At 66.2% G+C, this 25,917-nt stretch carries 26 protein-coding genes; 8 read left to right on the top strand and 18 right to left on the bottom strand.

What is annotated here, in order from left to right:
* The first annotated feature begins 11 nt into the window (after nt 1-11).
* The gene (locus NCCP691_RS08495) at nt 12-419 is read left to right on the top strand and encodes a cbb3-type cytochrome c oxidase subunit I (RefSeq protein WP_220807823.1); all 408 of its coding nucleotides are present in this window, start codon (nt 12-14) and stop codon (nt 417-419) included.
* A gap of 216 nt (nt 420-635) precedes the next feature.
* Nucleotides 636-1,391, top strand: coding sequence for a fumarate/nitrate reduction transcriptional regulator Fnr (gene fnr, locus NCCP691_RS08500; protein WP_220807872.1), 756 nt, complete (start codon nt 636-638; stop codon nt 1,389-1,391).
* 57 nt (nt 1,392-1,448) lie between these two features.
* Here the strand turns inward: fnr and NCCP691_RS08505 are convergent, their stop codons facing one another.
* From NCCP691_RS08505 to NCCP691_RS08565, 13 genes are all read right to left on the bottom strand, one after another.
* The gene (locus NCCP691_RS08505; RefSeq protein WP_220807824.1) at nt 1,449-1,688 is read right to left on the bottom strand and encodes a hypothetical protein; all 240 of its coding nucleotides are present in this window, start codon (nt 1,686-1,688) and stop codon (nt 1,449-1,451) included.
* A 198-nt stretch (nt 1,689-1,886) separates the two neighbouring features.
* Entirely contained in the window at nt 1,887-2,417 is a 531-nt protein-coding gene (locus tag NCCP691_RS08510; RefSeq protein ID WP_220807825.1) for a FixH family protein, read from the bottom strand.
* A 13-nt stretch (nt 2,418-2,430) separates the two neighbouring features.
* Nucleotides 2,431-3,786 carry a cytochrome c oxidase accessory protein CcoG gene (gene ccoG / locus NCCP691_RS08515; protein ID WP_373870334.1) on the bottom strand — a complete coding sequence of 452 codons (1,356 nt, stop codon included), beginning with the start codon at nt 3,784-3,786 and terminating at the stop codon, nt 2,431-2,433.
* A 162-nt stretch (nt 3,787-3,948) separates the two neighbouring features.
* Nucleotides 3,949-4,878: a cytochrome-c oxidase, cbb3-type subunit III gene (gene ccoP, locus NCCP691_RS08520; RefSeq protein ID WP_220807827.1), complete on the bottom strand. Its 930-nt coding sequence runs from the start codon at nt 4,876-4,878 to the stop codon at nt 3,949-3,951.
* A complete protein-coding gene (locus tag NCCP691_RS08525) occupies nt 4,871-5,053 on the bottom strand; it encodes a cbb3-type cytochrome oxidase subunit 3 (RefSeq protein WP_220807828.1) in 183 nt (60 codons plus the stop codon). Before NCCP691_RS08525 ends, ccoP begins: the two co-directional genes overlap by 8 nt.
* A gap of 2 nt (nt 5,054-5,055) precedes the next feature.
* Nucleotides 5,056-5,673: a cytochrome-c oxidase, cbb3-type subunit II gene (ccoO, locus tag NCCP691_RS08530; RefSeq protein WP_220807829.1), complete on the bottom strand. Its 618-nt coding sequence runs from the start codon at nt 5,671-5,673 to the stop codon at nt 5,056-5,058.
* A 27-nt stretch (nt 5,674-5,700) separates the two neighbouring features.
* Nucleotides 5,701-7,128 (bottom strand): cytochrome-c oxidase, cbb3-type subunit I, encoded by a 1,428-nt coding sequence (gene ccoN, locus NCCP691_RS08535; protein ID WP_220807830.1) that lies wholly within the window; start codon nt 7,126-7,128, stop codon nt 5,701-5,703.
* Between the two features lie 163 nt (nt 7,129-7,291).
* Nucleotides 7,292-7,519 (bottom strand): cbb3-type cytochrome oxidase assembly protein CcoS, encoded by a 228-nt coding sequence (ccoS, locus tag NCCP691_RS08540; RefSeq protein WP_220807831.1) that lies wholly within the window; start codon nt 7,517-7,519, stop codon nt 7,292-7,294.
* A gap of 9 nt (nt 7,520-7,528) precedes the next feature.
* Complete coding sequence (locus NCCP691_RS08545; protein WP_220807832.1) at nt 7,529-10,033, bottom strand: heavy metal translocating P-type ATPase; 2,505 nt, start codon at nt 10,031-10,033, stop codon at nt 7,529-7,531.
* Nucleotides 10,033-10,818, bottom strand: a complete 786-nt coding sequence (locus tag NCCP691_RS08550; protein WP_220807833.1) for a sulfite exporter TauE/SafE family protein — start codon at nt 10,816-10,818, stop codon at nt 10,033-10,035. Before NCCP691_RS08550 ends, NCCP691_RS08545 begins: the two co-directional genes overlap by 1 nt.
* Nucleotides 10,819-10,876: 58 nt before the next feature.
* Nucleotides 10,877-12,307 carry an oxygen-independent coproporphyrinogen III oxidase gene (gene hemN / locus NCCP691_RS08555; protein WP_220807834.1) on the bottom strand — a complete coding sequence of 477 codons (1,431 nt, stop codon included), beginning with the start codon at nt 12,305-12,307 and terminating at the stop codon, nt 10,877-10,879.
* 141 nt (nt 12,308-12,448) lie between these two features.
* Nucleotides 12,449-13,645 carry an NnrS family protein gene (locus NCCP691_RS08560; RefSeq protein WP_220807835.1) on the bottom strand — a complete coding sequence of 399 codons (1,197 nt, stop codon included), beginning with the start codon at nt 13,643-13,645 and terminating at the stop codon, nt 12,449-12,451.
* Between the two features lie 70 nt (nt 13,646-13,715).
* Nucleotides 13,716-16,394, bottom strand: coding sequence for a bifunctional acetate--CoA ligase family protein/GNAT family N-acetyltransferase (locus NCCP691_RS08565; protein WP_220807836.1), 2,679 nt, complete (start codon nt 16,392-16,394; stop codon nt 13,716-13,718).
* 301 nt (nt 16,395-16,695) lie between these two features.
* Here NCCP691_RS08565 and NCCP691_RS08570 point away from each other — a divergent pair, with 301 nt between their 5' ends.
* From NCCP691_RS08570 to NCCP691_RS08580, 3 genes are all read left to right on the top strand, one after another.
* Nucleotides 16,696-17,541, top strand: coding sequence for a universal stress protein (locus tag NCCP691_RS08570; RefSeq protein WP_220807837.1), 846 nt, complete (start codon nt 16,696-16,698; stop codon nt 17,539-17,541).
* 108 nt (nt 17,542-17,649) lie between these two features.
* Nucleotides 17,650-17,925, top strand: coding sequence for a heavy-metal-associated domain-containing protein (locus NCCP691_RS08575; RefSeq protein WP_220807838.1), 276 nt, complete (start codon nt 17,650-17,652; stop codon nt 17,923-17,925).
* A 9-nt stretch (nt 17,926-17,934) separates the two neighbouring features.
* Entirely contained in the window at nt 17,935-18,690 is a 756-nt protein-coding gene (locus tag NCCP691_RS08580) for an anaerobic ribonucleoside-triphosphate reductase activating protein (RefSeq protein ID WP_220807839.1), read from the top strand.
* 746 nt (nt 18,691-19,436) lie between these two features.
* On the opposite strand, the gene ubiT is transcribed toward NCCP691_RS08580, so the two are convergent.
* Genes ubiT through NCCP691_RS08600 form a run of 4 tightly spaced genes read right to left on the bottom strand, consistent with a single transcriptional unit; the run spans nt 19,437 to nt 22,954 of the window.
* On the bottom strand, nt 19,437-19,895 hold the full coding sequence (gene ubiT, locus NCCP691_RS08585) for a ubiquinone anaerobic biosynthesis accessory factor UbiT (protein WP_220807840.1): 459 nt from the start codon (nt 19,893-19,895) through the stop codon (nt 19,437-19,439).
* Nucleotides 19,896-19,918: 23 nt separating this feature from the next.
* Nucleotides 19,919-20,809: a ubiquinone anaerobic biosynthesis protein UbiV gene (ubiV, locus tag NCCP691_RS08590; protein WP_220807841.1), complete on the bottom strand. Its 891-nt coding sequence runs from the start codon at nt 20,807-20,809 to the stop codon at nt 19,919-19,921.
* A gap of 13 nt (nt 20,810-20,822) precedes the next feature.
* The gene (gene ubiU, locus NCCP691_RS08595) at nt 20,823-21,830 is read right to left on the bottom strand and encodes a ubiquinone anaerobic biosynthesis protein UbiU (protein WP_220807842.1); all 1,008 of its coding nucleotides are present in this window, start codon (nt 21,828-21,830) and stop codon (nt 20,823-20,825) included.
* Nucleotides 21,827-22,954, bottom strand: a complete 1,128-nt coding sequence (locus NCCP691_RS08600) for an NAD(P)H-dependent flavin oxidoreductase (protein ID WP_373870337.1) — start codon at nt 22,952-22,954, stop codon at nt 21,827-21,829. Before NCCP691_RS08600 ends, ubiU begins: the two co-directional genes overlap by 4 nt.
* Nucleotides 22,955-23,255: 301 nt before the next feature.
* Here NCCP691_RS08600 and NCCP691_RS08605 point away from each other — a divergent pair, with 301 nt between their 5' ends.
* Genes NCCP691_RS08605 through NCCP691_RS08615 form a run of 3 tightly spaced genes read left to right on the top strand, consistent with a single transcriptional unit; the run spans nt 23,256 to nt 25,200 of the window.
* Nucleotides 23,256-23,702, top strand: a complete 447-nt coding sequence (locus tag NCCP691_RS08605; RefSeq protein ID WP_220807844.1) for a hemerythrin domain-containing protein — start codon at nt 23,256-23,258, stop codon at nt 23,700-23,702.
* A complete protein-coding gene (locus tag NCCP691_RS08610) occupies nt 23,699-23,926 on the top strand; it encodes a DUF2249 domain-containing protein (protein ID WP_220807845.1) in 228 nt (75 codons plus the stop codon). Before NCCP691_RS08605 ends, NCCP691_RS08610 begins: the two co-directional genes overlap by 4 nt.
* Nucleotides 23,926-25,200, top strand: a complete 1,275-nt coding sequence (locus tag NCCP691_RS08615) for a hypothetical protein (protein WP_220807846.1) — start codon at nt 23,926-23,928, stop codon at nt 25,198-25,200. Before NCCP691_RS08610 ends, NCCP691_RS08615 begins: the two co-directional genes overlap by 1 nt.
* Here the strand turns inward: NCCP691_RS08615 and NCCP691_RS08620 are convergent.
* The gene (locus NCCP691_RS08620) at nt 25,185-25,868 is read right to left on the bottom strand and encodes a Crp/Fnr family transcriptional regulator (RefSeq protein WP_220807847.1); all 684 of its coding nucleotides are present in this window, start codon (nt 25,866-25,868) and stop codon (nt 25,185-25,187) included. The two genes, NCCP691_RS08615 and NCCP691_RS08620, sit on opposite strands and share 16 nt — an antisense overlap.
* Nucleotides 25,869-25,917: the final 49 nt, after the last annotated feature.

A 25,917-nucleotide genomic window follows, 5' to 3' on the forward strand; every position in this document is an offset into this window, starting at 1 on the left:
AGACCCTCATCATGCCAGGCCTGAACCCCGCCCGGACCGTCCTTGCCGATACCGGCATCCTCTGGCTCCGTCTCGCCGTCCTCTATCTGATCGTCGGCGTCGGCATGGGCATCATGATGGGCGCCAGCGAGAACTTCACGCTGCGTCCCGTCCACGCGCATGTCAACCTGCTCGGCTGGGCGACGATGGCGCTCGCCGGTCTGATCTACTGCGTGTTTCCCGCCGCCGGAAACACCCGCCTCGGCCGCCTGCACTTCTGGCTCGCCAACCTGTCGCTGCCGGTGATGTCGGTCGCGCTGGCCCTGGTGCTGCACGGACAGCGGCAACTCATTCCCGTGCTGGCGATCGGCGAAATCGTGGCCGCGCTCAGCATCCTCGCCTTCGCCGCGAACATCTTTCTGAATCTCGGGAAGGACTGAGCTTTCCTGCAATTGGCAGGGCGACAGCGGCCGCATTCCCGGCTTCGGGAACGCGGCCGCCTGCGTTTTCCCGGCTTTCCTTGATCTGGCGCGGGTTCCGGCGGGTGGCACGGCCTTTGCATTGGATTTCTTGACCTGGCTCAATTTCCAGGGTTCGAGACCGCAGCTTAGAAAGCGAGCAAAAAAATGATCCTGCATCGCATGAACACTTCCGACATGACCCAGTCCGTCCCCTTCCCCCCGCCGTCCGCGTCGGCGCCGAAGGACCATACCCGATGCTCTGCCTGCAGCATGCATGAGCTCTGCCTGCCGATGGGACTGGGCGAATCGGACATGGACAAGCTCGACCGGATCATCGGCCGTCGCCGCAAGGTGCCCAAGGACGGGCATCTCTACCGTGTCGGCGATCCGTTCACCAATCTCTATGCGATCCGTCTCGGCCACTTCAAGACCATGCAGATCAACCCGAGCGGCGACCAGCAGGTGACCGGCTTCCAGATGGCGGGCGAACTGCTCGGCATGGATGCCATCAGCACCGACCGCCATCACTGCAACGCGATCGCGCTCGAAGACAGCGAGGTATGCGAGATTCCGTTTTCCCGGCTGGAAGGCCTGTTCGCCGAGATGCCGAGGCTGCTGCACCACTTCCATCGCATGATGAGCCAGGAAATCACCCGCGAGCAGGGCGTGATGCTCCTGCTCGGGAACATGCGGGCGGAACAGCGTTTCGCCGCCTTCCTGACCAACCTGTCGTCGCGCTATTCCGCGCGCGGCTATTCGTCGACCGCCTTCCAGCTGCGGATGACGCGTGAAGAAATCGGCAATTATCTCGGCCTGACGATCGAAAGCATCAGCCGCCTGCTGTCCAAGTTCAAGAAACAGGGCTGGATCAAGGTCAACAACCGCGAGCTGGAGCTGCTCCAGCCGAATACGCTCAAGGCCGTGGCGGCGGGCACCGAGACCTGCAACTGATACGCCGCCCGCGCAGGCGGGCGGGCGCGATGTCGTTCGCCGGGCCGCGAGCCCGGGTCAGAAAGGAATGCGCCTGTCGTTGGGGACGTTGGCGAGATAGCAGCTGAGCATGCTCGCCAGCGCGCAGAAAACCCAGAAGCAAAAGAAGCCGATCGTGTAGATCGCGATCGCCGGCAGCTCTATGTGGATGCCGGACAAGGCCAGTTCGTGCGGGTCGAAGAACGAGAAGAAAAAACCCTCGGCCACGATCGCCACCAGAAAAGACGGCCACAAGACCACCATCATCAGTCGCGCCATGCTGCTGCCCTCCATCTCCTGAGGTTTTGGCTTGTCTTTGCGGCAAGCCGGGTCCGCGTTGATCGCGGTATTCAGTTCTCAAATCCGGGAAGCGTTTCGAAGATTTGAGAAAAGGTCTCCGGCTGTATTGTGCAACAGAGCACGCGCTGTTGCACGGACAATTCGGCGACCGCGTGGCGCGGCCGCCTTGTTCCTTTGTTACGGCGCGGGCGGCAGCAGGCGGATCTCGCGTTCCTGCGGCCAGTTCCATTCGCCATGCAGGCGCCAGGCGCGCTGGTCCGGCTCGATCTGGACCGCCCAGCGGCCGATGTCGAGCATCGGCAGCGGCGCGGTGAATGCGCCGCCGGCGTCGGTTTCGACCGTCAGGCGCACATCCTTTTCCGGCTGCGTGGAGTGCACCAGCTGCAGCGTGAACTTGCCGCTCAGCGGCTGGCCGAAGCTGCGCAGGCTGCCCCTGAGCTGGCCGCGCGCCGCATCGTAGCCGAGCCCGGCTTCCGCCTTCATGCCCGCCGCCACGCGGTCGCGGCTGAGGTCGTGATTGATCGCCTTGCCCTGCTTGTAATAGTCGTCGACCACCAGCGCATCCTGGTTGGAATAGGCGAGATAGGTGGTGTGGACGCCGGCGACGACGACCGCGGCCGGACCGAGCATCAGCAGCCAGGGCCAGCGGTGCGCGTACCAGGGTGCGGTGTCCTTGCCGGGGGTCTTCAGTGTTGCGTTGCTTTGCATGATGTTCTGCTCCTTAGCGCGGCACGATGAATACCGCTTTTTCCTTGACCTGCATGTCGTCGTCGTCCAGGGCCTTCACTTCGAACATGATCTTGTTCGAGCCCTTCTCGCCCTTGCCGTGGGCGGTGCGCACCCGCACCGGCACCGCACGCGATTCGGTCGCTGCCAGTTCGACCACATCCTCGGATGCCATGGCGATGGTGTCGAGACCCATGACACTGATCCTGAAACGGTGCGGACGTTCATCCGTATTCATGATCTGCAGCCGGTACACGTTCTCGATCATGCCGTCCTCGACCTCGCGGCCCATGGAGCCGCGGTCGCGGATCACGTCGACCTTGAGGTTGGTGCGCATGGCGAGCGAACCGAACACGCCGGCGATGATGAGCAGCAGGATCGCGGTATAGACCAGGACGCGCGGACGCATGGTGCGGCGGCGGATCTCCTTCGGCGACAGCGCATTTCGCATGCCGTTTTCAGTCGTGTAGCGGATCAGGCCGCGCGGCGCGCCGACCTTGTCCATCACCGTGTTGCAGGCGTCGATGCAGGCGCCGCAGCCGATGCAGTCGTACTGCAGGCCGTTGCGGATATCGATGCCGGTCGGGCAGACCTGCACGCACATCGTACAGTCGATGCAGTCGCCGAGACTGGTCGGCTGGTCCTTGCGGCGGGCGCCGCGGGGTTCGCCGCGCTTCTGGTCATAGGTGACGGTGAGCGTGTCGGGGTCGAACATCGAGCTCTGGAAGCGCGCGTACGGGCACATGTACTTGCACACCTGCTCGCGCATCCAGCCCGCGTTGCCGTAGGTGGCGAAGCCGTAGAACAGCACCCAGAACCACTCCCAGGGGCCGAGCGAGAGCGCCAGCAGCGAGCGGCCGAGTTCGTCGATCGGCGAGAAGTAGCCGACGAAGGTGAAGCCGGTCCACAGCGCGAAGAGAATCCATGCCGCATGCTTGGCGGTCTTGCGCGCGATCTTGTTGGCGCCCCAGGGCTGCTTGTCGAGCCGCATGCGGGCGCTGCGATCGCCCTCGATCTTGCGCTCCATCCACATGAAGATCTCTGTGTAGACCGTCTGCGGGCAGGCATAGCCGCACCACAGGCGGCCGGCGATCGCGGTGAACAGGAACAGCGCATAGGCGCAGATGATCAGCAGCAGCGCGAGATAGATGAAGTCCTGCGGCCACAGCACGAGGCCGAATATGTAGAACTTTCGCGCGGCGAGATCGAAGAGGACGGCCTGCCGGTCATTCCATGAGAGCCAGGGCAAGCCGTAAAAGACGATCTGGGTCAGCCACACGCAGACCCAGCGCCAGCTGGAGAACCAGCCTTTGGCCTCGCGCGGATAGATTTCCGCGCGTGCCTCATACATTCTGATTACCGAAACCTTTGGTGCAGGTTCGTTCATTTCGGAGCTCTTTCCTTCGGCCAGCCGCGGCGCCGTTGCCGCCGACCGCCATGTACTGCCAGGTTTCGGCGATCCGCGCCGCCATTGCCGCGGATCGCCATGTACTGCTTCGTATGGGTACTGCGCTTACTTCTGTGCGACCGTCTGCTTGCCGTTGGAGAGGCTCCAGATATAGGCGGTCAGCAGATGCACCTTGGCTTCGCCGAGGAATTCGTCGAATGCCGGCATCTGGTTGGTGCGGCCCTTGCGGACGGTTTCCATGATGGTGTCGGCGCTGCCGCCGTACAGCCAGGTCTTGTCGCTCAGGTTGGGCGCGCCCAGTGCCGGGTTGCCCTGGCCGCCGGCGCCGTGGCAGGCTGCGCAGGCCGCGAACTTCTCCTTGCCGAACGCGGCCTTGATCGGGTCCGCGGTCGAGCCGGACAGGCTCAGCACGTAGTGGGCGACGTTCTCGACGTCCTTCTCGGAACCGACGGCCGCGGCCATCGGCGGCATCATGCCGTTGCGGCCCTTCATGATCGTGGTCTTGATCACGTCCGGCTCGCCGCCGTAGAGCCAGTCGCCGTCGGTCAGGTTCGGATAGCCCTTGTTGCCGCGGGCGTCGGAACCATGGCACTGCGAGCAGTAGGTCAGGAACAGGCGCTCGCCGATGGCGCGGGCCTGGGGATCGGCCGCCACCGTCGGGATGTCCTGCGACTGGTACTTGGCGAAGATCGGACCGAAGTCTTCATCAGCCTTCTTCAGCTCGTTCTGATAGGCGCCGGTCGATGCCCAGCCCAGCTTGCCCTTGAACGAACCCAGGCCCGGATACAGCGCCAGGTAGATCACGCCGAAGACGATGGTGATGTAGAACATCCACATCCACCAGCGCGGCATCGGGTTGTTCAGCTCGTGCAGGCCTTCGTCCCAGGAGTGGCCGGTGGTGTTGGCTTCCTTGCCTTCCTCGATGACGATCTTGGCCTTGGACTGCTGCCACAGCAGCAGCGCGCAGCCGGCGATGCCGAGTACGGTGAGCACCGTGACGTAGATGCTCCAGAATTCACTAGTAAAGTCAGCCATGATTTTTGTCCGCCTCTTGCATGTTCATTTCATCCGCGAACGGCAGGTTGGCTGCCGCTTCGAAGTCCGCGCCGCGGCGGGCGCTGTACGCCCACAGCACGATGCCGATGAAGCTCAGGAAGCTCAGCACCGTGACCAGGTTGCGCGCGTCGAAAATCAGTTGTTCGAAGTTCATGATTACCTCTTCGCCTTGATCAGCACGCCGAGACCCTGCAGGTAGGCCACCAGGGCGTCCTGCTCGGTCTTGCCTTCGACTTCCTTGGCGGCGTTGGCAATTTCCTCATCCGTGTAGGGATGGCCGAGCTTGCGCAGCGCCGCCATCTTCGGACCCACCGAGGCCGGATCCACCTTGGCCTTTTCGAGCCACGGATAGCCGGGCATGTTCGATTCCGGCACCACGTCGCGCGGGTTGTTCAGGTGAGTGCGATGCCATTCGTCGCTGTAGCGGCCGCCGACGCGGGCGAGATCCGGGCCGGTGCGCTTGGAGCCCCACTGGAACGGACGGTCGTAGACGAACTCGGCGGCGACCGAGTAGTGGCCGTAGCGCTCGGTCTCGGCACGGAACGGACGGATCATCTGCGAGTGGCAGTTGTAGCAGCCTTCGCGGATGTAGACGTCGCGTCCGGCCAGGCGCAGCGCCGAGTACGGCTTCAGGCCCGCCACCGGCTCGGTGGTCGACTTCTGGAAGAACAGGGGCACGATCTCGACCAGGCCGCCGATGGAGATCACCAGCAGCACCAGACCGATCAGGACCCAGGGGTTCTTCTCGACTAACTCATGTGTAAACTTTTTCATTGCAGTTCCTTGATGTGTGATCGGGCTTTAGGCGTGGCTGGGTTCCAGTGCCGGAATGCGGGCCACGACTGCCTTGCCGTCACGGACGGTCATGAAGGTGTTGTATGCCATCAGGATCATGCCGCCGAGGTACAGCAGGCCGCCGGTGAAGCGGATCACGTAGTACGGATAGGTTGCCTTGACGCTCTCGACGAAGGTGTAGGTCAGCGTGCCGTCGGCGTTCACCGCGCGCCACATCAGGCCCTGCATGACGCCGGCGATCCACATGGCGGCGATGTACAGAACGATGCCGACGGTGGCGACCCAGAAGTGCACTTCGATCAGGCGGGTGCTCCACATCTGCTGTTTGCCCGACAGGCGCGGCAGCAGGTAGTAGACGGCGCCCATGGTGATGAAGCCGACCCAGCCCAGCGCACCGGCGTGCACGTGGCCGACGGTCCAGTCGGTGTAGTGCGACAGCGCGTTGACGGTCTTGATGGACATCATCGGGCCTTCGAAGGTCGACATGCCGTAGAACGACAGCGAAACGATCAGGAACTTCAGGATCGGGTCGTTGCGCAGCTTGTTCCAGGCGCCGGACAGGGTCATGATGCCGTTGATCATGCCGCCCCAGGACGGCGCCAGGAGGATCAGCGAGAACACCATGCCGAGCGACTGGGTCCAGTCGGGCAGCGCGGTGTAGTGCAGGTGGTGCGGACCCGCCCACATGTAGGTGAAGATCAGCGCCCAGAAGTGGACGATCGACAGGCGATACGAGAACACCGGCTTGTCGGCTTGCTTCGGGATGAAGTAATACATCATGCCGAGGAAGCCGGCGGTCAGGAAGAAGCCGACCGCGTTATGGCCGTACCACCACTGGATCATCGCGTCCTGCACGCCGGCGTAGGCCGAGTAGGACTTCATGCCGGTGACCGGGATCGCGGCGCTGTTGACCACGTGCAGCAGCGCGACGGCCAGGATGAAGGCGCCGAAGAACCAGTTGGCCACGTAGATGTGGGCGACCTTGCGCTTGACGATGGTGCCGAAGAACACCAGCGCGTAGGAGACCCAGACCAGCGTGATCAGGATGTCGATCGGCCATTCCAGTTCGGCGTATTCCTTGCCGGAGGTATAACCGAGCGGCAGCGAGACCGCGGCGGCGACGATCACCAGCTGCCAGCCCCAGAAGGTGAAGGCGGCCAGCGCATCGGAGAACAGCCGCACCTGGCAGGTGCGCTGGACGACGAAGTAGGAAGTGGCAAACAGGGCACAGCCGCCGAATGCAAAGATCACGGCATTGGTGTGCAGCGGTCGCAGTCGGCCATAACTCAGCCATGCGATGTCGAAGTTGAGGGCTGGCCAGGCAAGCTGGGCGGCGATGAAAACGCCGACCAGCATGCCCACCACGCCCCACACTACAGTAGCGATCGTGAACAGCTTCACGACCTTGTAGTTGTAGTTCAGTGATGTATCCACGTACGATCTCCCGGTTGGTAAGGATGGAGGCGAGGTTACGAGTCTGACCCCCAAAAAACTTTGACCTGAATCAAATTGGTCCGGAACGCCCTCTTCCCTCTGAAAAGAGGTGTTTTTATGCCTAAAAAATAGGCAAAGAGAGGCGGGAGACGTGGTGCTTTTTTCAGCGGGAGGCGTCGGTGCCGGCGGCGGGAGGCTGGCGCTCTCCGACGCGGTCCGACTGCCTGGCGCCGTCTTCCACCACCTGGCCGCGGTCGTCATCCTGCAGGATGCGCATGCCCGGTCCGACGAGGTCGTCGAACTGGCCGCCGTCGGAGGCGCGGAAGAAGATCCAGATCGCGATGAACACGATGAGGACGCTCAGGGGGATGAGAAGGTAGAGGGATTCCATGGCGATTCGTCAGGCGGGCTGTTGCCGCCGCAGGCCGGCATGATCGGCAGCGACGGCAGCATCGGCACGAAGGCGCGCGGCGCGCGGTATGCGGCGCAGGCGCAGCGCATTGATCACGACGACGGCCGAGCTGAGCGACATGCCGATGCCGGACAGCCAGGGATTGAGCAGCCCGACCGCGGCCGCCGGAATCGCCAGCAGGTTGTAGAGCGTGGCCCAGGTAAGGTTCTGGCGGATCACCGCCATGGTCTGCTGCGCCGCCTGGTCTGCATCGGCCACCGAATGCAGCTGGCCCGACAGCAGCACCGTGTCGGCATGCGTCTGCGCCAGCGCGGCGCCGCCGCCCATTGCGAAAGAGACATCGGCCGCGCGCAGCACCGCGGCATCGTTGATGCCGTCCCCGACCATCGCGACCACCGCGCCCTGCTTCTGCAGATCCTGCACGTAGGCCAGCTTCTGGTCCGGCAGCTGCTCGCCGAGCGCGACGGGGATGCCGAGTTCGGCGGCGATGCGTGCCGTGACGGCCTGCTGGTCGCCGCTGAGCAGGATCACCTGCTTGTTGCGTTTCCTGAAATGCGCGACCACGTCGCGCGCATCGGCCCGAAGCGCGTCCTCGAGATCGAAGCGCGCCAGCCATCCGTGGGCGGTGCCGAGCCATACCGGCGTGGCGGCGTATCCCTCGGGCAGCGCGGGCGGCGGCGCCCCGGTCAGCTCGGCGACGAAGGATTCGGATCCCAGGCGCAGGCGCAGGCCCTCGACCATGCCCTCCAGGCCCTGGCCGGCGCGGTGCACCACCTCGACCGCCTTCAGCGGCGCGCCCGCCTGCCGCGCGGCGGCCTCGATCAGCGCATGCGCCAGCGGATGGGCGCTGCCCGCCTCGAGCGCGGCGGCGGCGCGCAGATACCAGGCCTCGCCGTGCGCGGCGAATCCCGTCGTGGCGCGCAGCGCGGGGCGACCCAGCGTGAGGGTGCCGGTCTTGTCGAAAACGACATGCGTGGTGCGGTGCAGGGTTTCCAGGACGTGCGGCTGCACGACCAGCACGCCCTGGCGGACCAGGCGGTCGGTGGCCGCCGCGAGCGCGCTCGGCGTCGCCAGGGACAGCGCGCACGGACAGGACACGACCAGCACCGCGATGGCGATGGGCCAGGCGCGCGACGGGTCGATCCATTGCCAGGCGAAGAAGATCGCCACGGCGAACACCAGCAGCGCGGCGACGAACCAGGCGGCGACCTTGTCCGCCCACAGCGACAGTTGCGGCTTGGCCTGCCCTGCCCGCTCGATCAGCTTGACCAGCGTCGACAGCGTGCTTTCTCCGACCGGCTTGGCAATGCGCACGACGATCGCCTGTGTCGCATTGACGGCGCCGCCCGGCAGACGGTCGCCGACGGCGTGCGGCTGGGGCCGGCTCTCGCCGGTCAGCAGCGACAGGTCGATCGCGGTGCTGCCCTCGACGATCACGCCGTCGGCGGGAACCGCCTCGCCCGGCTTGACCAGCACGAAATCTCCCTCGGCCAGTTGCGCCGCCGGCACCATGCTGGTGCCGCGATCGGCCGGATAGGCTTTCATGCGCGAGGCCGAGGCCGGCATCGCATGCTGCAGGCGCTCCAGCGCGGAGGCGGCCTTGCGGCGAGCCATCAGTTCGAGGTAACGGCTGCAGAGCAGCAGGAAGATGAACATGGTGACGGAGTCGTAATACACGTCTCCGCTGCCGCTGAAGGTGGCGGCGAGACTGCCGCCGAAAGCCGCGGCGATGCCGAGCGCGACCGGCACGTCCATGCCCAGCGCGCGGGCGCGCAGATTGGCCCATGCGCCCCGGAAGAAAGGCAGCGCGGAATAAAAGACCGCCGGCAGCGTCAGCAGCAGGCTGGCCCATTCCATCAGCTTTTCCATGTCGGCGTCCATGGTGCCGTCGGTGGCCATGTAGACCGGCACCGCGTACATCATCACCTGCATCATGGACAGGCCGGCGATGAAGACCTGGCGGAACAGCGTTTTCTCGGCCTTGCGCAGCTGCGCGTCATGCCGCGCGGCGTCGAACGGATAGGCGGCGTAGCCGACCTCGCGCACCGCGGCCAGGATATCGCTCGGCTTGCAGCGGTCTTGCCGCCATTGCACCTGCAGCCGCTCGGTCGCGACGTTGAGGTTGACTTTCTGCACACCCGGCACGCGCGCCAGCCGGCGCTCGATCAGCCATACGCAGGCGGCGCAGCGGATGCCTTCCACCGAGAACAGGGCGTCGCACTGCTGGCCGTCGCCGGCGGTGCCGTACTGCGCCATCACCTCGGGCGTGTCGTACAGGCGCAGTTCTTCCGGCACGAGCGACTCGTCGCCGGTGCTGGAATAGCCTTCCCGGTTGAGGTAGTAAGCCGACAGGCCGTTGTCGACGATGGTCCTGGCGACCGCCTCGCAGCCCGGGCAGCACATCGCGCGGTCTTCGTCGGCGATGCGCACCGACCAGCTGCTGCCGGCAGGCACCGGCAGGCCGCAATGGAAGCAGGAAGCGTTCTCGCCCATCAATGGCCTCCGTGCAGCGCGGGCGGCGGCGTCAGGCACAGCGCGTCGAGCCAGCCGAAGGACACGCCGTTGGCGGCGCGCGCCAGGCCGAGCAGGCCGAAGCCGAGCACCAGCAGCCCCGCCGCGACGCGCACGCCGCGCTTGCGGATGGCGGTCTGCAGGCGGCTACCGAGCATGCCCATGGTCAGCAGCAGCGGCAGCGTGCCGGCGCCGAAGGCCAGCATCACGCTGGCGCCGGAGACGGCCGAGCCGCTCATCATTGCCGTCAGCAGCACGCTGTACACCATGCCGCAGGGTACCCAGCCCCACAGCCCGCCGAGCGCGAACGCCTTGGCCGCGCTGTCGATCGGCAGCAGGTGGCCGACCATCGGCTGCAGGCGGCGCCACAGGATCTGTCCCGCCGATTCCAGCTTCGCCAGGCCGCGCCAGGTGTCCATCAGGTACAGCCCCAGGGCCACCAGCATCAGGTTGGCAAGCCAGTATCCGCCGACCTGCAGGCCGGACATGAAGGAAAGCGTGCGCGCGCCTTCGGCGATGCCGCCGGCGATCGCGCCCGCCGTCGCATAGCTGGCCAGCCGGCCGGCGTTGTAGGAAACCACCCGCACCATGTCCTCGACTGCCGCGCCGCGCGCAAGCGCGCCGGCGCCGCCGGCGGCCGCGATCGGGATCACGCGGCGGCCGGACGCGACCGAAAAGGCGCTTACGATGCCGCCGCACATGCCGATGCAGTGCACGCCGCCGAGCAGGCCGATCAGGAACACGGAGAAAAGATGCAGGTCGGTCAATTGAAGGTCCGGTAGAGGCGGACGCCGCCGGGGCGTCCGCGGGGTTCGCACGGCCAGGTCAGATGGTTTTCGAATAACGCAGCCGCTGCAGCGGTTCTTCCCGCTTCATGCCGAGGTAGCGGTCGAACACCATGCAGATATTGCGGATCAGCAGACGCCCTTTCGGCGTCACCGTCAGCCAGTCCTCGTCGAGGGTGAGCAGGCCGTCGATCTCGAGTTCGCGCAGCTTCGCCAGCTCTTTTTCGAAGTAGTTGGCGAAGGTGATCGGATAGGCCAGCTCCAGCGAACGGATCGACAGCTCGAAATTGCACATCAGCTTCTGGATGATGATCCGGCGCAGTAGATCGTCGACGTTGAGCTTGGTTCCGCGCACGATGGGCAGCTCGCCCTGCTCGATGCGCTCGTAATAGGCTTCGAGGGTTTTCTCGTTCTGGCTGTAGGTCGAGCCGACCGCGCTGATCGCCGAAACGCCGACCGACACCATCTCGGCTTCCGCATGCGTGGAGTAGCCCTGGAAGTTGCGGTGCAGGCGGCCCTGGCGCTGGGCGATGGCGAGATCGTCGTTGGGCTTGGCGAAATGATCCATGCCGATATAGACATAGCCGGCATCGGTGAGCCGCTTGATGCACAGCGAGAGCATGTCGAGCTTGGTCTCGGCGCTCGGCAGGTCTTCCTCGGCGATGCGGCGTTGCGACTTGAACAGCGCCGGCATGTGCGCATAGTTGTAGATCGAAATGCGGTCCGGGCTGGCGGCGATCACCTTGGCCAGGGTCTGGTTCATCGTCACCAGGTTCTGCTTGGGCAGGCCGTAGATCAGGTCGATGCTGATCGAGCGGAAGCCGGCCTCGCGCGCGGCGTTCATCACGCCCAGGGTCAGCTCCTCGGACTGGATGCGGTTGACCGCCTTCTGCACGTCCGGATCGAAATCCTGCACGCCGAAGCTGATGCGGTTGAAGCCCTGCGAGCGCAGCGCATGGATGCGCTCCGGCGAAACGGTGCGGGGGTCGATCTCGATCGAATACTCGCCCGCCTCGTCGGGGGCGAAACGGAACCATTTGTGCAGGTGCGCCAGCAGCTCGCCCATCTGCTCATGCGACAGATAGGTCGGCGTGCCGCCGCCGAAGTGCAGCTGCTCGACGGTATTCATGTCGGCAAACAGCTTGCCCTGCATCTCGATCTCGCGCTTGAGGTAGGTGAGGTAGACCTCGGCCTTGCTGCGGTTCTTGGTGATGATCTTGTTGCAAGCGCAGTAGTAGCAGAGCTTGTCGCAGAACGGGATGTGCACGTACAGCGAGATCGGGTTGCGCGCGCCCATCGCGCGTACATTGTTCACCGCCTGCAGATAGTCCCCCATGCCAAACGCTTCATTGAAGCGGTCCGCGGTCGGGTAAGAGGTGTAGCGCGGCCCCTGCTGGCTGAGCTTGCGGATCAGCGGTGCATCGAACTGCACGTTGGGGATGACGGGAACTGCATTGGTGGCGACTGCCATGGTTTAGGACTCCTGCTGCCCGGCGCCCCCTGTCGGGACACCTTCGGAATGGCTTGCAGTGTACGTTTCGGCCGGAAATCGCAGCCTTGATCTAAGTCAAAAATGGCCGGATGCCGTAAACGTACCCGGCCATCTTGTCAATCATCCCTCGCGTCCGTCGATCCGGGCGCGCAACAGGTAAGGTCCGTAGACCGCGACGTAGAGCAGGAAGGCGGCGCTCCAGCAGAGTGCCGCCACGCCCAGCATGGCCTGGCCGCCGACGCCGGCGGCCGCCAGCACGCGGACCAGCGCCCCCGCCTGGATCAGCAGGTACATCAGCAGCTCCACCGGCCCGGATTTCAGCGCCCGCCCGGTATGGCCGAGCGCGGTGCGGGTGATCATGCCGATGATCAGGCCCGCCATCGAGCCGACCGCCAGCGCATGGAAGGCCGCGCTCTCGCTCATCACGCCGGCGGCGGCAAGCCCCAGCAGGAGGAAGCCGCCGGCGATCCACGCATAGGATGCATGCAGAATCCACAACAGCGGATTGGACAGGGTCAGGTGCGGCTGCCAGCCGATCAGCCGGGTCAGTTGCGCGCAGCCGGCCGCCACCGCGAGTCCGGTGGCCAGCGGCGCGGGCACGCCCGCGACCCAGCCGAGCGCGGCGGCGGCGGTGACCGCCATGGTGACCCGGTCGCGACGCTCGTGCACGACGGGGTTGCTGCCCGCGACCGCATTGCGGGTGAAGCCCGGGATCACGCGTCCGCCGATCGCGGCCTCGATGAGCACGATGACAAGGATGGCCGCCTGCATCGCATGCATCGGCGGCATCGACAGCCAGCCGAGGACCGACAGGTGATACGCGAGATTGATCGCGGTCAGCAGTCCGAGCAGGCCGACCAGGAACATGTTGCGCTTGTTGCCGGCGCGCTGCAGCACCCGGTACATCGGCCAGGCGGCCAGCGGAACGAACAGCAGGTCGACCACCGCGGCGAAGACCGGCGGCAGCAGCAGCATGGCCGCCCTCCCCGCCAGCCACAGGCCGGCGAGCGCGGCGAGATGGCCGCGCCTCGGCGTCCACAGCCCGGTCCAGTTGCGGCCCGCGGTGAACAGGAAGCCGATGATCACCGCCAGCGCAAACCCGTACACCATCTCGTGCATATGCCAGTTCAGATCGATGCGGGCCAGGCCCGGCAGCACGCCGTACCAGCGCGCGATCCACAGCGGAATCGCGGCGGCGGCGAGCAGCGCGGCCAGCAGATAGAAGGGACGGAAACCGAGCCGGAAAAGCGGATGATGCAACAGGCCCGACCGGGCTTCGCCGCGCTTGACGGGCTCTTCGATGATGATGACGGACATGACCGGCCTCTTAAAGATTCATTTCTTATGCATCTTAAAGACCCGCGCCGGCAAAAGCAAGCGCGGCGGGCTAGTCGCGCAGCGGCAGGCGCAGCTGCATGGTGTCGCTGCCGATCGCATGGCGCGCCTCGAAGCCGAGCTGCCGCACCAGCGCAAGCAATCCCTGGTTGTAGCTCAGGCACTCGCCGACGATCTCGTCGGCGCCGCGCTCGCGGCAGTAGCCGATCAGCTTGTTCATCAGCAGCCAGCCGAGACCCTTGCCCTTGAGGTCGGAGCGCACGCTGATGGCGAACTCCGCGCTCGCCATGTCTGGATCGAAGATCACCCGCGCCGCGCCGAGGGTTTCCGGCTGTCCGTCTTCCCGGCTGCGGGTGGCGATGAAGGCCATCTCGCGGTCGTAGTCGATCTGGGTCATGCGCGCGAGTTGCGCGGGCGAGAGTTCGCGCATGCGCACGAACATCCGCATCCGCACATCCTCGGGGTCGAGCGCATTGAAAAAGGCGACGTGCTGCGGCGCATCCTCCGGCTTGATCGGGCGCAGCAGCACGCGGCCGCCCTGCCACGCTATCCACTCTTCCAGTTCTTCCGGATAGGGACGGATGGCGAGCCGGTCGACGCCGCGCCTGTCTGCCTCCGCCACCGCGATGCGGGCGTCGAGCGCGATCACGCCGCCGGCGTCGGCCAGCAGCGGATTGATGTCGAGTTCGCGTATCTCGGGGATATCGACGATCAGGTGCGAGACATGGATCAGCACGCGGCAGATGGCATCCACGTCGGCCGCGCCGCAATGACGATATGCCGCAAGCATGCGCGACACGCGGGTGCGAGAGATCAGGTCGCGCGCCAGCACCATGTTCAGCGGCGGCAGCGCGATCGCATGATCGGCGACCACTTCCACCGCGACGCCGCCCTGCCCGAACAGAATCACCGGCCCGAACACCGGATCGGTGGACACGCCGATGATGAGTTCCCGCGCCTCCGGCCGGCGCACCATGGTCTGCACCGAGAAACCGCGCAGGCGCGCCTCCGGGCGCAGCTCGTGCAGGCGGCGCTGCATCGCGACCGCGGCCGCCTCGACCGACTCGGGCGTCTCCAGGTCGAGCACCACGCCGCCGAGATCGGACTTGTGCGTCAGGTCCGGCGACAGGATCTTGAGCGCCACCGGAAACCCGATCTCGCGCGCGCACCGCACCGCTTCCCCGACATCGGCCGCGGCCCGCGTCTGCACCACGGGGATGCCGTAGGCCGCCAGCACCTGCTTGGCCTCCGGCTCGCTGAGCTGGCCGCGACCGCTGGCCAGCGCCGCGCGCACCACCCGGCGTGCCGCCTCGCGGTCTTCGTTCAGGCCGTCCGACGGCGAGGCCGGCACTTCCATCAGCAGCTGCTGGTTGCGGTGGTACTCGACCGTCTGCATGAAGCCGCGCACCGCTTCCTCCGGCGTGTCGTAGGTGGCGATGCCGGCCTGTGAAAACACGCTGCGCGCCTGCGCGACCGAATCGCCGCCCAGCCAGCAGGCGAACACATTGCGCCCGGCCTGCCTCGCCAGCGGCGCCACCGCGCTCGCGATCTCGGCGCTCGGCACGATCGCGGTGGGCGCATGAATGAACATCAGCGCATCCGCCTCCGGTTCGCGCAGCAGCGCCTCCATCGCGCGCAGATAGCGTTCCGCGGGGGCGTCGCCGATGATGTCGACCGGATTGGCGCGCGACCAGGTCGCGGGCAGGAAGCTGTCCAGCTGCTGCAGCACCTCCGGCGACAGCGACGCCAGCCGCCCCTTCTTGCCGATCAGCGCATCGGTGGCGAGCACGCCGGGACCGCCGCCGTTGGTCAGGATGGCCAGCCGGTCGCCGCGCGCGGGACGGGTGCGCGCCAGGGTCTCGACGGCGTCGAACAGATCGGTCGTGGTGTAGACGCGCAGCATGCCGGCGCGGCGGATCGCGGCGTCATAGACATCGTCGGCGCCCATCATCGCGCCGGTATGCGAGGCCGCGGCCTTCGCCCCCTCGGGCGCCCTGCCGGCCTTGATCACGATGGTGGGCTTGCTGCGCGAGGCAGCCCGCGCGGCCGACATGAACTTGCGGGCATGCGTGACCGCTTCGATGTACAGCAGGATGGCTTCGGTCTCGGGATCGGTCGCCAGATAATCGATCACGTCGCCGAAGTCGACATCCGCGCTGTCGCCGAGCGAGATGAAGCGGGAAAAACCGATATGACGCGAGCGCGCCCAGTCGAGCACGCCGGTCACCATCGCTCCCGACTGTGAAACGAATGCGATCTTGCCCGGCAAGGCGCCGGTGTGGGCAAAGCTGGCGTTGAGACCGATGCCCGGCACCAGCAGCCCCACGCAGTTCGGACCGAGTATGCGCAGCAGATGGGGCTTCGCCGCCGCCAGCATCAGGTCGCGCATGCTGCGGCCGAGTGCATCGTGCGTGCTCGACAGTCCGGCGGTGAGCACGATCGCGGCGCGCGTGCCGAGCTTGCCGAGGTCCTTGATGATGCCGGGCACGCTGTGCGGCGGCGTGCAGATCACGGCCAGGTCCGGCGCCTGCGGCAGGCGGGTGACCGAGGGCACGACCTCGAGGCCGGCCAGCATCTTGTGCCTGGGATTGACCGGAAAGATGCGGCCGATATAGCCGCCGGCGACCAGGTTGTGCAGCACCGTGGCGCCGACGCTGTGCGGACGGTCGGAAGCCCCGATGACTGCGACGGATGCGGGCTCGAACAATTGCTTGAGATTGCGGATGGTCATGACGGTCCGTATCGAGGGTTGGGCGCACGGGGCGGAAAAAACCGATTGTTTGATGCCTCGCCGGCCACCGCGTTCTTGCCGCGCGCCGGGCAAGGGGACCGCATCATCCAATGGCTTTGCATGTTAAGAAGCAGGGCTTTTTGGAAAATTGATCTGAGTCAAAAATGCCCGAAACATGATTTGATGCCCTTCTGTTTCACTGGACTGGCGCCATGGCAGCCCCTACGCTAACAGGCACTGCGGGCAAGGCCGACACGTGACCCGCGACGTGCGTAATCACCATTCAGAAGGAACAAGAACCATGTCGTACAAGACCATTCTCGTACACGTCGACTCCGACAAGCATGCAGGCAAGCGCATCGATATCGCGGCGCGCATCGCATGCGCCGAGGAAGCCCATCTTATCGGTGCCGCACCGAGCGGCGTTTCCCGTTTCATCTATCAGTCGCGCTTCATTTATGAAGGCGGCTCGGCCAACGGCCTCGACCAGCATATCGAGGAACTGCGCCGCCGCGCCCGGGGCGCGCTCGACGGATTCGAAGACATCGCCCGCCGCGCCGGCGTGCGCAGCTACGAGGCACGCCAGGTCGACGACGAGGCCGGCAGCGGCGTCAGCCTGCAGGCGCGCTACAGCGACCTGGTCGTCATCGGCCAGACGGATCCCGACGAACCCTCGGCCGGCACGCTCGCCGACTTCCCGGAATTCGTGGTGATGAACGCCGGCCGTCCGGTACTGGTCGTTCCCTATGCCGGCAGCTTCGAGACCGTCAGCCGGCGCGCGCTGATCGCCTGGGACGCGAGCACCAGCGCCACCCGCGCTGTGACCGCCGCGCTGCCGCTGCTCAAGCGCGCGGAGAACGTCGACGTGGTCGTCTTCAATGCCGACAAGCGTCCGGAAGCGCACGGCGAGCAGCCGGGCGCCGACATCGGCCTCTACCTCGCCCGCCACGGCGTCAAGGTCAACGTCGTACGTCAGAAGACCGATATCGACGTCGGCAATGCGCTGCTGTCGATCGCCACCGATCTCGGCTCCGACCTCATGGTCATGGGCGGCTACGGTCATTCCCGTTTCCGCGAAATCCTGCTCGGCGGCGTGACCCGCACCGTGTTCGAATCGATGACGGTGCCGGTGCTGATGTCGCACTGATCGGGTGCCGGCGCGAGTCCGGGGAAATTTGATCTCGATCATTCAGCACCGATGGCCGCATCCATTAGGATCGCGGCCATTCGTATCACTGCAACAAAAGGAAGCAAGATGCAAACCGAAGTACTGGACGTGACCGGCATGAACTCCGAAGACTGTACCGAGACCGTGATGCGCGCGATCAAGACGATCGACGGCGTCGGCACCGTGGCCGTCTCCTATCCCGGCAATCGCGCCATCGTCGAGTTCGATGAACAGCTGACCGCGCCGAGGGAAGTGGCCGCGGTGCTGGAGAAGGCGGGTTACGGCGTGCGCAAGCTGAACCTCGGCCAGGCCAGCAACGACGGCTGCAGCGGCCGCTGCGGCCAGTGCGGCTGTGCCGGCTAGGTTTGCGCGATGAGCCTCACCGCCGCCACGCGCCGCCCCTCCGCCTCCACGATTGAAGCCGGCAACCGTTCGCTCAAGGTCGGCGGCGTCACGCCGATGTCGCTCACGGATTTTCCGGACCGCCGGGCCGCGGTGATTTTCGTCCAGGGCTGTCCCTGGAAATGCGGCTACTGCCAGAATCCCCATCTTCAGCTGCGCCTGCATCACAGCCCGCTGCAATGGACCAAGATCCTCTCCCTGCTCGCGCAGCGCGCCGGGGAGATCGACGCCGTCGTCTTCTCGGGCGGCGAACCCACGCTCGACCCGGCCCTGGCGTCTGCGATGCAGGACGTGCGCCGGCTCGGCCTGGCGGTCGGACTGCAGTGCGGCGGCGCTTATCCCAACCGGCTCGAAAGCGTCCTGCCCCTGACCGACTGGGTGGCGCTGGATGTGAAGGCGCCGTTCGGCCTGTACGAGCGGGTCACCGGCATCGCCGGCAGCGGCGAGCAGGCGCTGCAATGCGTGCAGGCGCTGCTGGCGAGCGGCGTGCCGCATGAATTCCGCAGCACCTGGCATCCGGGCCTGCTGTCGCCGGAAGAAATGGCGACGCTCGCCGAAGACCTGCACGGCATGGGCGTGCGCAACTATGCGTTGCAGATGTTCCGTCCGCAGGGCTGCCGCGACAAGGGCCTGCGCAACAGCGGCAACGGGAATGCGGAAAGCCTGCAGCCGTTGCTCGACCGGATAGCGGGCTTGTTCCCCTCCTTCAGCTTCCGGCCGGCGTAGTCAGGGCATGCGCATCAGGCGCTCCCGAAACGCCGGGTGTGAAGGCAAGGACGACGGCACGATTGGCTCGGCGTGAGTGGGGCCGGCCTCCGTGCCGGCCTTGTGGAGGTGGCACGACCTTCGTCGGGTCGCGATCCACGTATCACACTCTCTCCGGACGCACCTGGTTTGGGCCGGCAGGGACGCCGGCCCTACCGACCCGGCCTGAGTAGGGCCGGCCTCCGTGCCGGCCTGGCGGAGGTGGCACAACCTTCATTGGGTCGCGATCCGCCTATCAAGCTCTCTCCGGACGCACGTGCTTTGGGCCGGCAGGGACGCCGGCCCTACCGACCCGATGTAAGTAGGGCCGGCCTCCGTGCCGGCCTGCGGAGGTGGCACAACCTTCATTGGGTCGCGATCCGCGTATCAAGCTCCCTCCGGACGCACGTGGTTTGGGCCGGCAGGGACGCCGGCCCTACCGACTCGACGTAAGTGGGGCCGGCCTCCGTGCCGGCCTGGCGGAGGTGGCACGACCTTCATCGGATCGCGATCCGCGTATCACACTCTCTCCGGACGCACCTGGTTTGGGCCGGCAGGGACGCCGGCCCTACCGACTCGACGTAAGTGGGGCCGGCCTCCGTGCCGGCCTGGCGGAGGTCGCACGACCTTCATTGGGTCGCGATCCGCGTATCACACTCTCTCCGGACTTACTTGCTTTGGGCCGGCAGGGACGCCGGCTCTACCGGATCGGCAAAAGCGCCCCGCGGCTACGACCGCACGCGCCCCAGCACCCTTGCGGGCAGCTGCTTCAGCAGCTCGAAAGTCGGCAGTTCAATCGCGTCGAGCGTGTTCTTCACCAGCAGCCCGAGCTCGGTATCGCCTTCCATCGACAGCCGGCGGCTGAAGAACAGCGTGTCCGGATCCTCCTCCCGGCGCGCCAGCAGCAGGAAGTCATGCGCGCTGGCGCTGATCGTGAGGTCGGGCGTGGCGTCGCCCTGGCAGGCGCGGAAACGTCCGCCGTCGAAGCTGAAGTCGAAGCTCACGCCGGCGTCGCTGACACGGATGCGCAGGCGCTTGCCCTGCAAGGCCTGCTGCACGTCGGCCGGCAGCGTGTCGCGCAGGGCCAGGTTGAGCCCGGTGGAGAACAGCAGCGAGCCGGGATAGACCGGCAGGCAGGAAAGCAGCTTGCCCACCGGGGCGGGCAACAGGAAGCGGCCTTGACTCATGTTTTTCTATCCTTCCGTGGATGTCAGGCGGCGATGCGCTCGAGGCCGGGCTTGCCGTGCCAGTAGCCGTCGCAGGCCTCGTCAGGCATCAGGCGCGCGATCCGATCGAAGGCCTGGCTGGCCGACAGGCTGCCGTCGATCGCATCGCGGAACGCGGCCAGGACCTGCGGCGTGTGCTCCGCCTGCGGGCTGATCCGCAGCACGTCCACGCCGAGCCCGCGCATCGCGTCCAGTTCGCGCACCAGGTTGTAGACCAGCGCGGACTGGGTCTGGATGCCGTTGAGCGTCAGGAAATGCTGCCCTTCCCGCGTCTTCAGCGGCAGTCCGTCCGCATACTGCATGCACATGAACTGGCAGTCGTCCTTGGGCAGGTTGTGATGCCGCGCGGTGAAGCAGCGCGCCGAGAACGCGAGCGGCATGCGCCCGTAGCCGAACACCTCGGTCTCCAGTCCCGCCGGCCGCGCCCGCTGCATGTGGGCGAGGCTGGCGGCGCTCATTTCCAGCGGCATCACCCAGCGGCGCGCGCCGGTCTGCGCGATGAACTCCAGCGTGGGCGGATTGAAGATGTTCAGGTGCGGCCCGGCGACGAAGGATTGCTTGCCGGCGAGGCAGTTCACCGCGCCCATGTCGTTGGCCTCGATGCCGTAGCGGCCGTTGTCGACGATGCGGTGCAGCGTGCCGACGTCGGTCTTCGATTCCAGCAGCACCTGGGTGGACAGCAGCACTTCCTTGCCGGATTCCGCCAGCAGGTCGGCGATGTCGAGCCAGTCCGACAGGCGCAGTTCGCGCCGGCGCGAGCAGACCGCCTCGCCGAGATAGACGATATCGACCGGCGCCTGCGCGATCTGCTGATAGAACTCGAATACGGTGTTGCGCGGCCAGAAGTACAGGATGGGCCCAAGAGCCAGTTTCAAGACAGGATCTCCGTCATTTCCAGGGGCGGTGATAGGCGCCGAGCGTGTGCTGCTGGCCTTCCGCGACCTTGTTGAGTTCGGCCATCCAGGCCGGCTTGACCGAATAGCGCTGGGAAGCGGCGAGACAGTTGTCGATCGCCTCGCGCCAGACTTTCGTCACCTGCGCGACATAGGCCGGGCTGCGCTGCCGGCCCTCGATCTTGATCGCGCGCACGCCGAGTGCGGCGAGTTGCGGCAGCAGTTCCAGCGTGTTGAGACTGGTCGGCTCCTCGATCGCGTAGTAGTTCTCGTTGTTGACGTCGAAGCGGCCCTTGCACAGCGTGGGATACCCCGCGTTCTCGCCATCGTCGTAGCGGTCGATCAGCACGCCGTTGAGACGGGATTCCAGTCCCCTGGGGGTCTGCTGCCAGCGTACGGCACGGGCGGGCGAGCATACGCCATGGGTGTTCGGCGCCTCGCCGGTCACATAGGAAGACAACGCGCAGCGGCCTTCGACCATCACGCACAGGCTGCCGAAGCCGAACACTTCGATTTCGACCGGCGTGTTCTTCGTTACGTACTCCACCTGCTCCATCGACAGCACGCGCGGCAGCACCGCCCGCTGTATGTTGAAGCGCTGGTGATAGAAGTTGATCGCCTCGAAATTCGTCGCCGAGCCCTGTACCGACAGGTGCAGGCGCAGCTGCGGATATTTTTCGTGCGCATAGGCCATCAGTGCGGGGTCGGCGAGGATGATGGCGTCGATGCCTGCCTGCGCCGCGCGGTCGACCGCGTTGCGCCACGGCTGCCAGTTGTCCGCCTGCGGATAGGTGTTCAGCGCGAGCAGCACCCTGGCGCCACGACCGTGCGCATAACGGATGCCCTCGGCGATCGACGCGTCGTCGAAATTGAGTCCCGCGAAATTGCGGGCATTGGTGGCGTCGCGGAATCCGAGATAGACGCAGTCGGCGCCGTTGTCCACCGCCGCCTTGAGCGCCGGCAGGCTGCCGGCCGGGCACACCAGTTCCATCGTCGCGCTCATGCCGGGACCATGCCCGGCGCAGCCGGTGCCTTGACGGCGCCGGCGATCGAGCGCACGCCGGTCAGCAGGTATTCGACCAGTTCCTTCACCGGCCGGATCTCGCTGCCGAACGGCAGCTTCTCGGAGCCGCGGAAGAACAGGCCGCGCTTGACGTCGCCCTCGAGCGCGAAGGCCAGCTGGGTATCGATGCAGAACTGGCCCGACTTGGCGATGCCGTCGCGCAGGCCGCACTGATGCAGGCAGTCGAAGCCGACGGTGCACTGCTTCGGCCCCGCCTTGCGCTGCAGCTTGGCTTCCTTGTCGAGGTAATTGGCCAGCCAGGGCGTGCGCACCCCGCGCGCCGGCAGGCCGGCCACACTCATGAAGGTCACGATGTCTTCCGGCCTGGCTTCGGCCAGCACTTTCTTGAAGTTGATGTGGGCGTCGCCCTCTTCCGTCACGGCGAAAGCAGTGCCGAGCTGGACCGCGTCCGCGCCCATCGAGAAAAGCTCGCGCACCTGCTCGTGCGTGTTGACGCCGCCGGCGGTGATCAGCGGAATGCGCTCGCGCTCGATGCCGAGTTCCTTGAACAATTCCCGCGTGCCCTCGAGCACCGCCGGAAACGCATACTGCGGCTGGTCGGCATCCTCGAGCCGGGCCATGCCGAGGTGGCCGGCGGCGTATTTCGGATTCTCGATCACGATCGCATCCGGCAGGCGGTTCTTGCGCATCCATTTCTTCAGGATCAGCGCGATGCCGCGCACGTCGGACAAGATGGGGATCAGCGCGACCTTCGGATGCTCGGCGGTCAGTTCAGGCAGGTCCAGCGGCAGGCCCGCGCCCACCACCACCGCCTCGATGCCGCTCTCGCAGGCCTGCTTCACATAGGCGGCGTACTGCTCCACCGCGCGCATGATGTTCACCGCCAGCATGCCGCTGCCCTGCGCCAGCGCTTTCGCGGCCGCGATCTCGCGGTCGAGCGCGACGAGGTTGGCCTTGTCGATCAATTCCTTGTTGCGCGACTTGCCGGTCTCGGCCATCAGGTCGGGATGGTGCCGGCGCAGGTCCACGCTGGAGATCGTGCCCACGCCGCCGAGCCCTGCCACGGAGCCTGCGAGCCGATGCGCGGAGACGCCGACCCCCATGCCGCCCTGGACGATGGGAAGCAGGGACTTGCCCTTGACGAGCAGGGATTTGAATGGGGATTGCAGCACGGGGGTCCTTCCGGGTTGAATGAGACGAGCGAATGTAGCAAAGCGGAAATTCAATTTGTTTGATCTCAGTCAAGTACGTCCGGCTTGACGGAAAACGACAAATTTTATGCACGGTCTTGCAGGATCGGCATCACTCTAACGGCCCGGGGACCGGGGATTCCTTAACCTGAATCAAGGTTTGCCAAGCGGTCCGCCCGCGACAATGACCACGGGTTTTACAGCGAGGCATCACATGAACAGCATCACCAGCTATCTCGAAAACGGCCACGACGAATGCGACACGCTGTTCGCTGCGGCGGAAACCGGGGTGGCGCGCTCCCAGTGGGCGCAGGCGCAGACGCGGCTCGATGAATTCGCCGCCCTGCTCGAACGTCATTTCGGCATGGAGGAAGACATTCTCTTTCCCGCCCTGGAATCGACGACCGGTCCCGGCTTCGGCCCGACCATGGTCATGCGCCAGGAGCATGCGCAGATACGCGCGCTGCTCGACGACATGAACGCCGCGCTCGGCGCGCGCGACCGCGAACTGTTCCTCGGCCTGTCGGAGACGTTCAATCTGCTGCTTCAGCAGCACAACATGAAGGAAGAAGGCGTACTCTATCCCCTCGCCGATCGCCAGCTCGCCGGCGAGTCGGCGCAACTCATCGATGCGATGCAGGCCATCGCGACAGCACAATGAACGCGCCCGACGATCTCCTGCTCGACGTCTGCGGACTCGAGCCGCCCGAGCCGCTGGAACGTGTGCTCGATGCGCTCGGGCGCCTGCAGCCGGCGCAGCAGCTGCGCGTGCTGATCCCGCGGCAGCCGTTTCCGCTGTACCGCATCCTCGACCAGAACGGCTATCTGCATGAAACCGTCGCGCGCGACGACGGCTTGTTCGAGATACTGATCCGCGCCGCCTGATGCAACGCATCCTGTCGCTGGAGCAGACGCCGGGCCTCTCCGTGCCCCTGCGTTTCTTTCTCGGCGCGCCGGTGTTCGCGCTCGCGGCCGCCATGCTGCTGCTCTGGTACGGGCCGCAGGCGATGACGTCGCGCTGGTCGCCGCTCACGCTCGCCGCGACCCATCTGCTCACGCTCGGTTTCCTGAGCATGACCATGATCGGGGCGCTGCTGCAGATTCTGCCGGTGGTGTCGGGCATCGACATTCCCGGTGGGAGGCGCGGCGCGGGCGCCATCCATCTGCTGCTGATCGGCGGCACGCTGGCGCTGGCCGCCGGTTTCCTCAGCGGCGCCCCGCTGCCGTTCAGGGCGGCCCTCGTCCTGCTGCCGCTCGGCTTTGGCCTGCTGTTCGGCGTCGCCCTGCGCGGGCTGTGGCAAAAGGCATCCGGCGGCGAGATGCTTCAGGGGATACGCCTGGCGACGGCGGCGCTGGCCGGCACGGTCGCGCTCGGCGCCGCGGCGGCCACCACCTTTGCCTGGCCGCTCGGTCTGCCGCTGATGGCGCTCACCGATGCGCACGCCGCCTGGGGCCTCGGCGGCTGGCTTCTGATCCTGGTCGCCGGCGTCGCTTACCAGGTGGTACCCATGTTCCAGGTCACGCCCGTCTATCCGCGCACACTGACCCGCTGGCTCGCGCCGGCCATGTTTGTCGTGCTGCCGCTGTGGAGCCTGGCCGGGTGGCCCGGTGCCATGCCGGCATCCTGGCCCGCCGACGCGCTGTCGGCGCTCGGCGCCGCCCTGCTCGCGCTCTTTTGCGGCTACACCCTGCGCCTGCTGCGCCAGCGGAAGCGGCCCAATCCCGATGCCACCACCTGGTTCTGGCGCATCGGCCTGGCCAGCGGTATCGCATGCAGCCTGCTGCTGTGGGCCGGCGAGCATGCGGGCGAGGCGCGCGGCCTGCTGCTCGGCATACTCATGATCGTCGGCTTCGGCGCCTCCATCGTCAGCGGCATGCTCTACAAGATCGTGCCCTTCCTGGTCTGGCATCACCTGCAGCAACAGCTGGCGGGCGCGAAGGCGCCGAACATGCGCCAGATCATCAGCGACGCCGGTGCGATGCGGCAGTGCCGCGCGCATCTCGCCGCGCTCCTGCTGCTGCTGGCGGCGGCGGTCTGGCCGCAGGCGCTGTCGCGCCCGGCCGCGCTCGCGTTCGCACTGTCGTCCGCGCTGCTGGGCTGGAATCTCCTGCGGGCCGTGCTGCTGTACCGCAAAACCCTGGCTCAGCGGCCCTCGTAGTTCCGCAGCCGCTCGATGTCGAGGATGGTGATGTCGCGGCCGTCCACGCTGATCATCTTGCGCGCGCTCAGGTCATGCAGGATGCGCGAGAAATGCTCCGGCGTGAGATTCAGGCGCGACGACAGCACCACCTTGCTCACCTCCAGATGGACGCGACCGCCGTCCTCCGCCCGCTCCGCCTCCTTCAGCAGATAGCCGATCACGCGCTGGGTGCCCGAACTGAGGGAATACGCCTCGACATCGCAGATCAGCCCGTGCAGGCGCCGGCTCAGGCCCGCGAGCATCTTGCGCGCGAACTTCGGATCGCGCTCCAGCCCCTCGAAGATCACCGTCTTCGGCACATGCAGCAACAGCGTATCGGCCAGCGCCTGCGCGGTCACGATGTAGGGCTTTTCCATGAACATCAGCGCTTCGCCGAAACTGTGGCCGGGGCCGATGATCTCGACCACCTTTTCATTGCCCTCCGCCGAGACGAAGGCAAGCTTGACCTGGCCGTAGATGACGATATGGAAGCCCGAGCAGGGATCGCCGCGGCGGAAGATGATGTCGCCCTTGGCCACATGGAGGTCGGCGGTATGCCGGCCGATCTGTTCCAGTTCGGCGGGCGCGAGTTCGTCGAACAACGGCAGCCGGGCCAGGAAGTCGCGGGCGGCGGGTTTGGCGGTCATTTTATTTTCCGTGGGTCTTGCGCCGCTCCGGCGGCATGCGGGCTTGAAT

Origin of the sequence: Noviherbaspirillum aridicola (assembly GCF_019656455.1) — a bacterium.
In the GTDB taxonomy this organism is placed as follows: Bacteria; Pseudomonadota; Gammaproteobacteria; order Burkholderiales; family Burkholderiaceae_D; genus Noviherbaspirillum; species Noviherbaspirillum aridicola.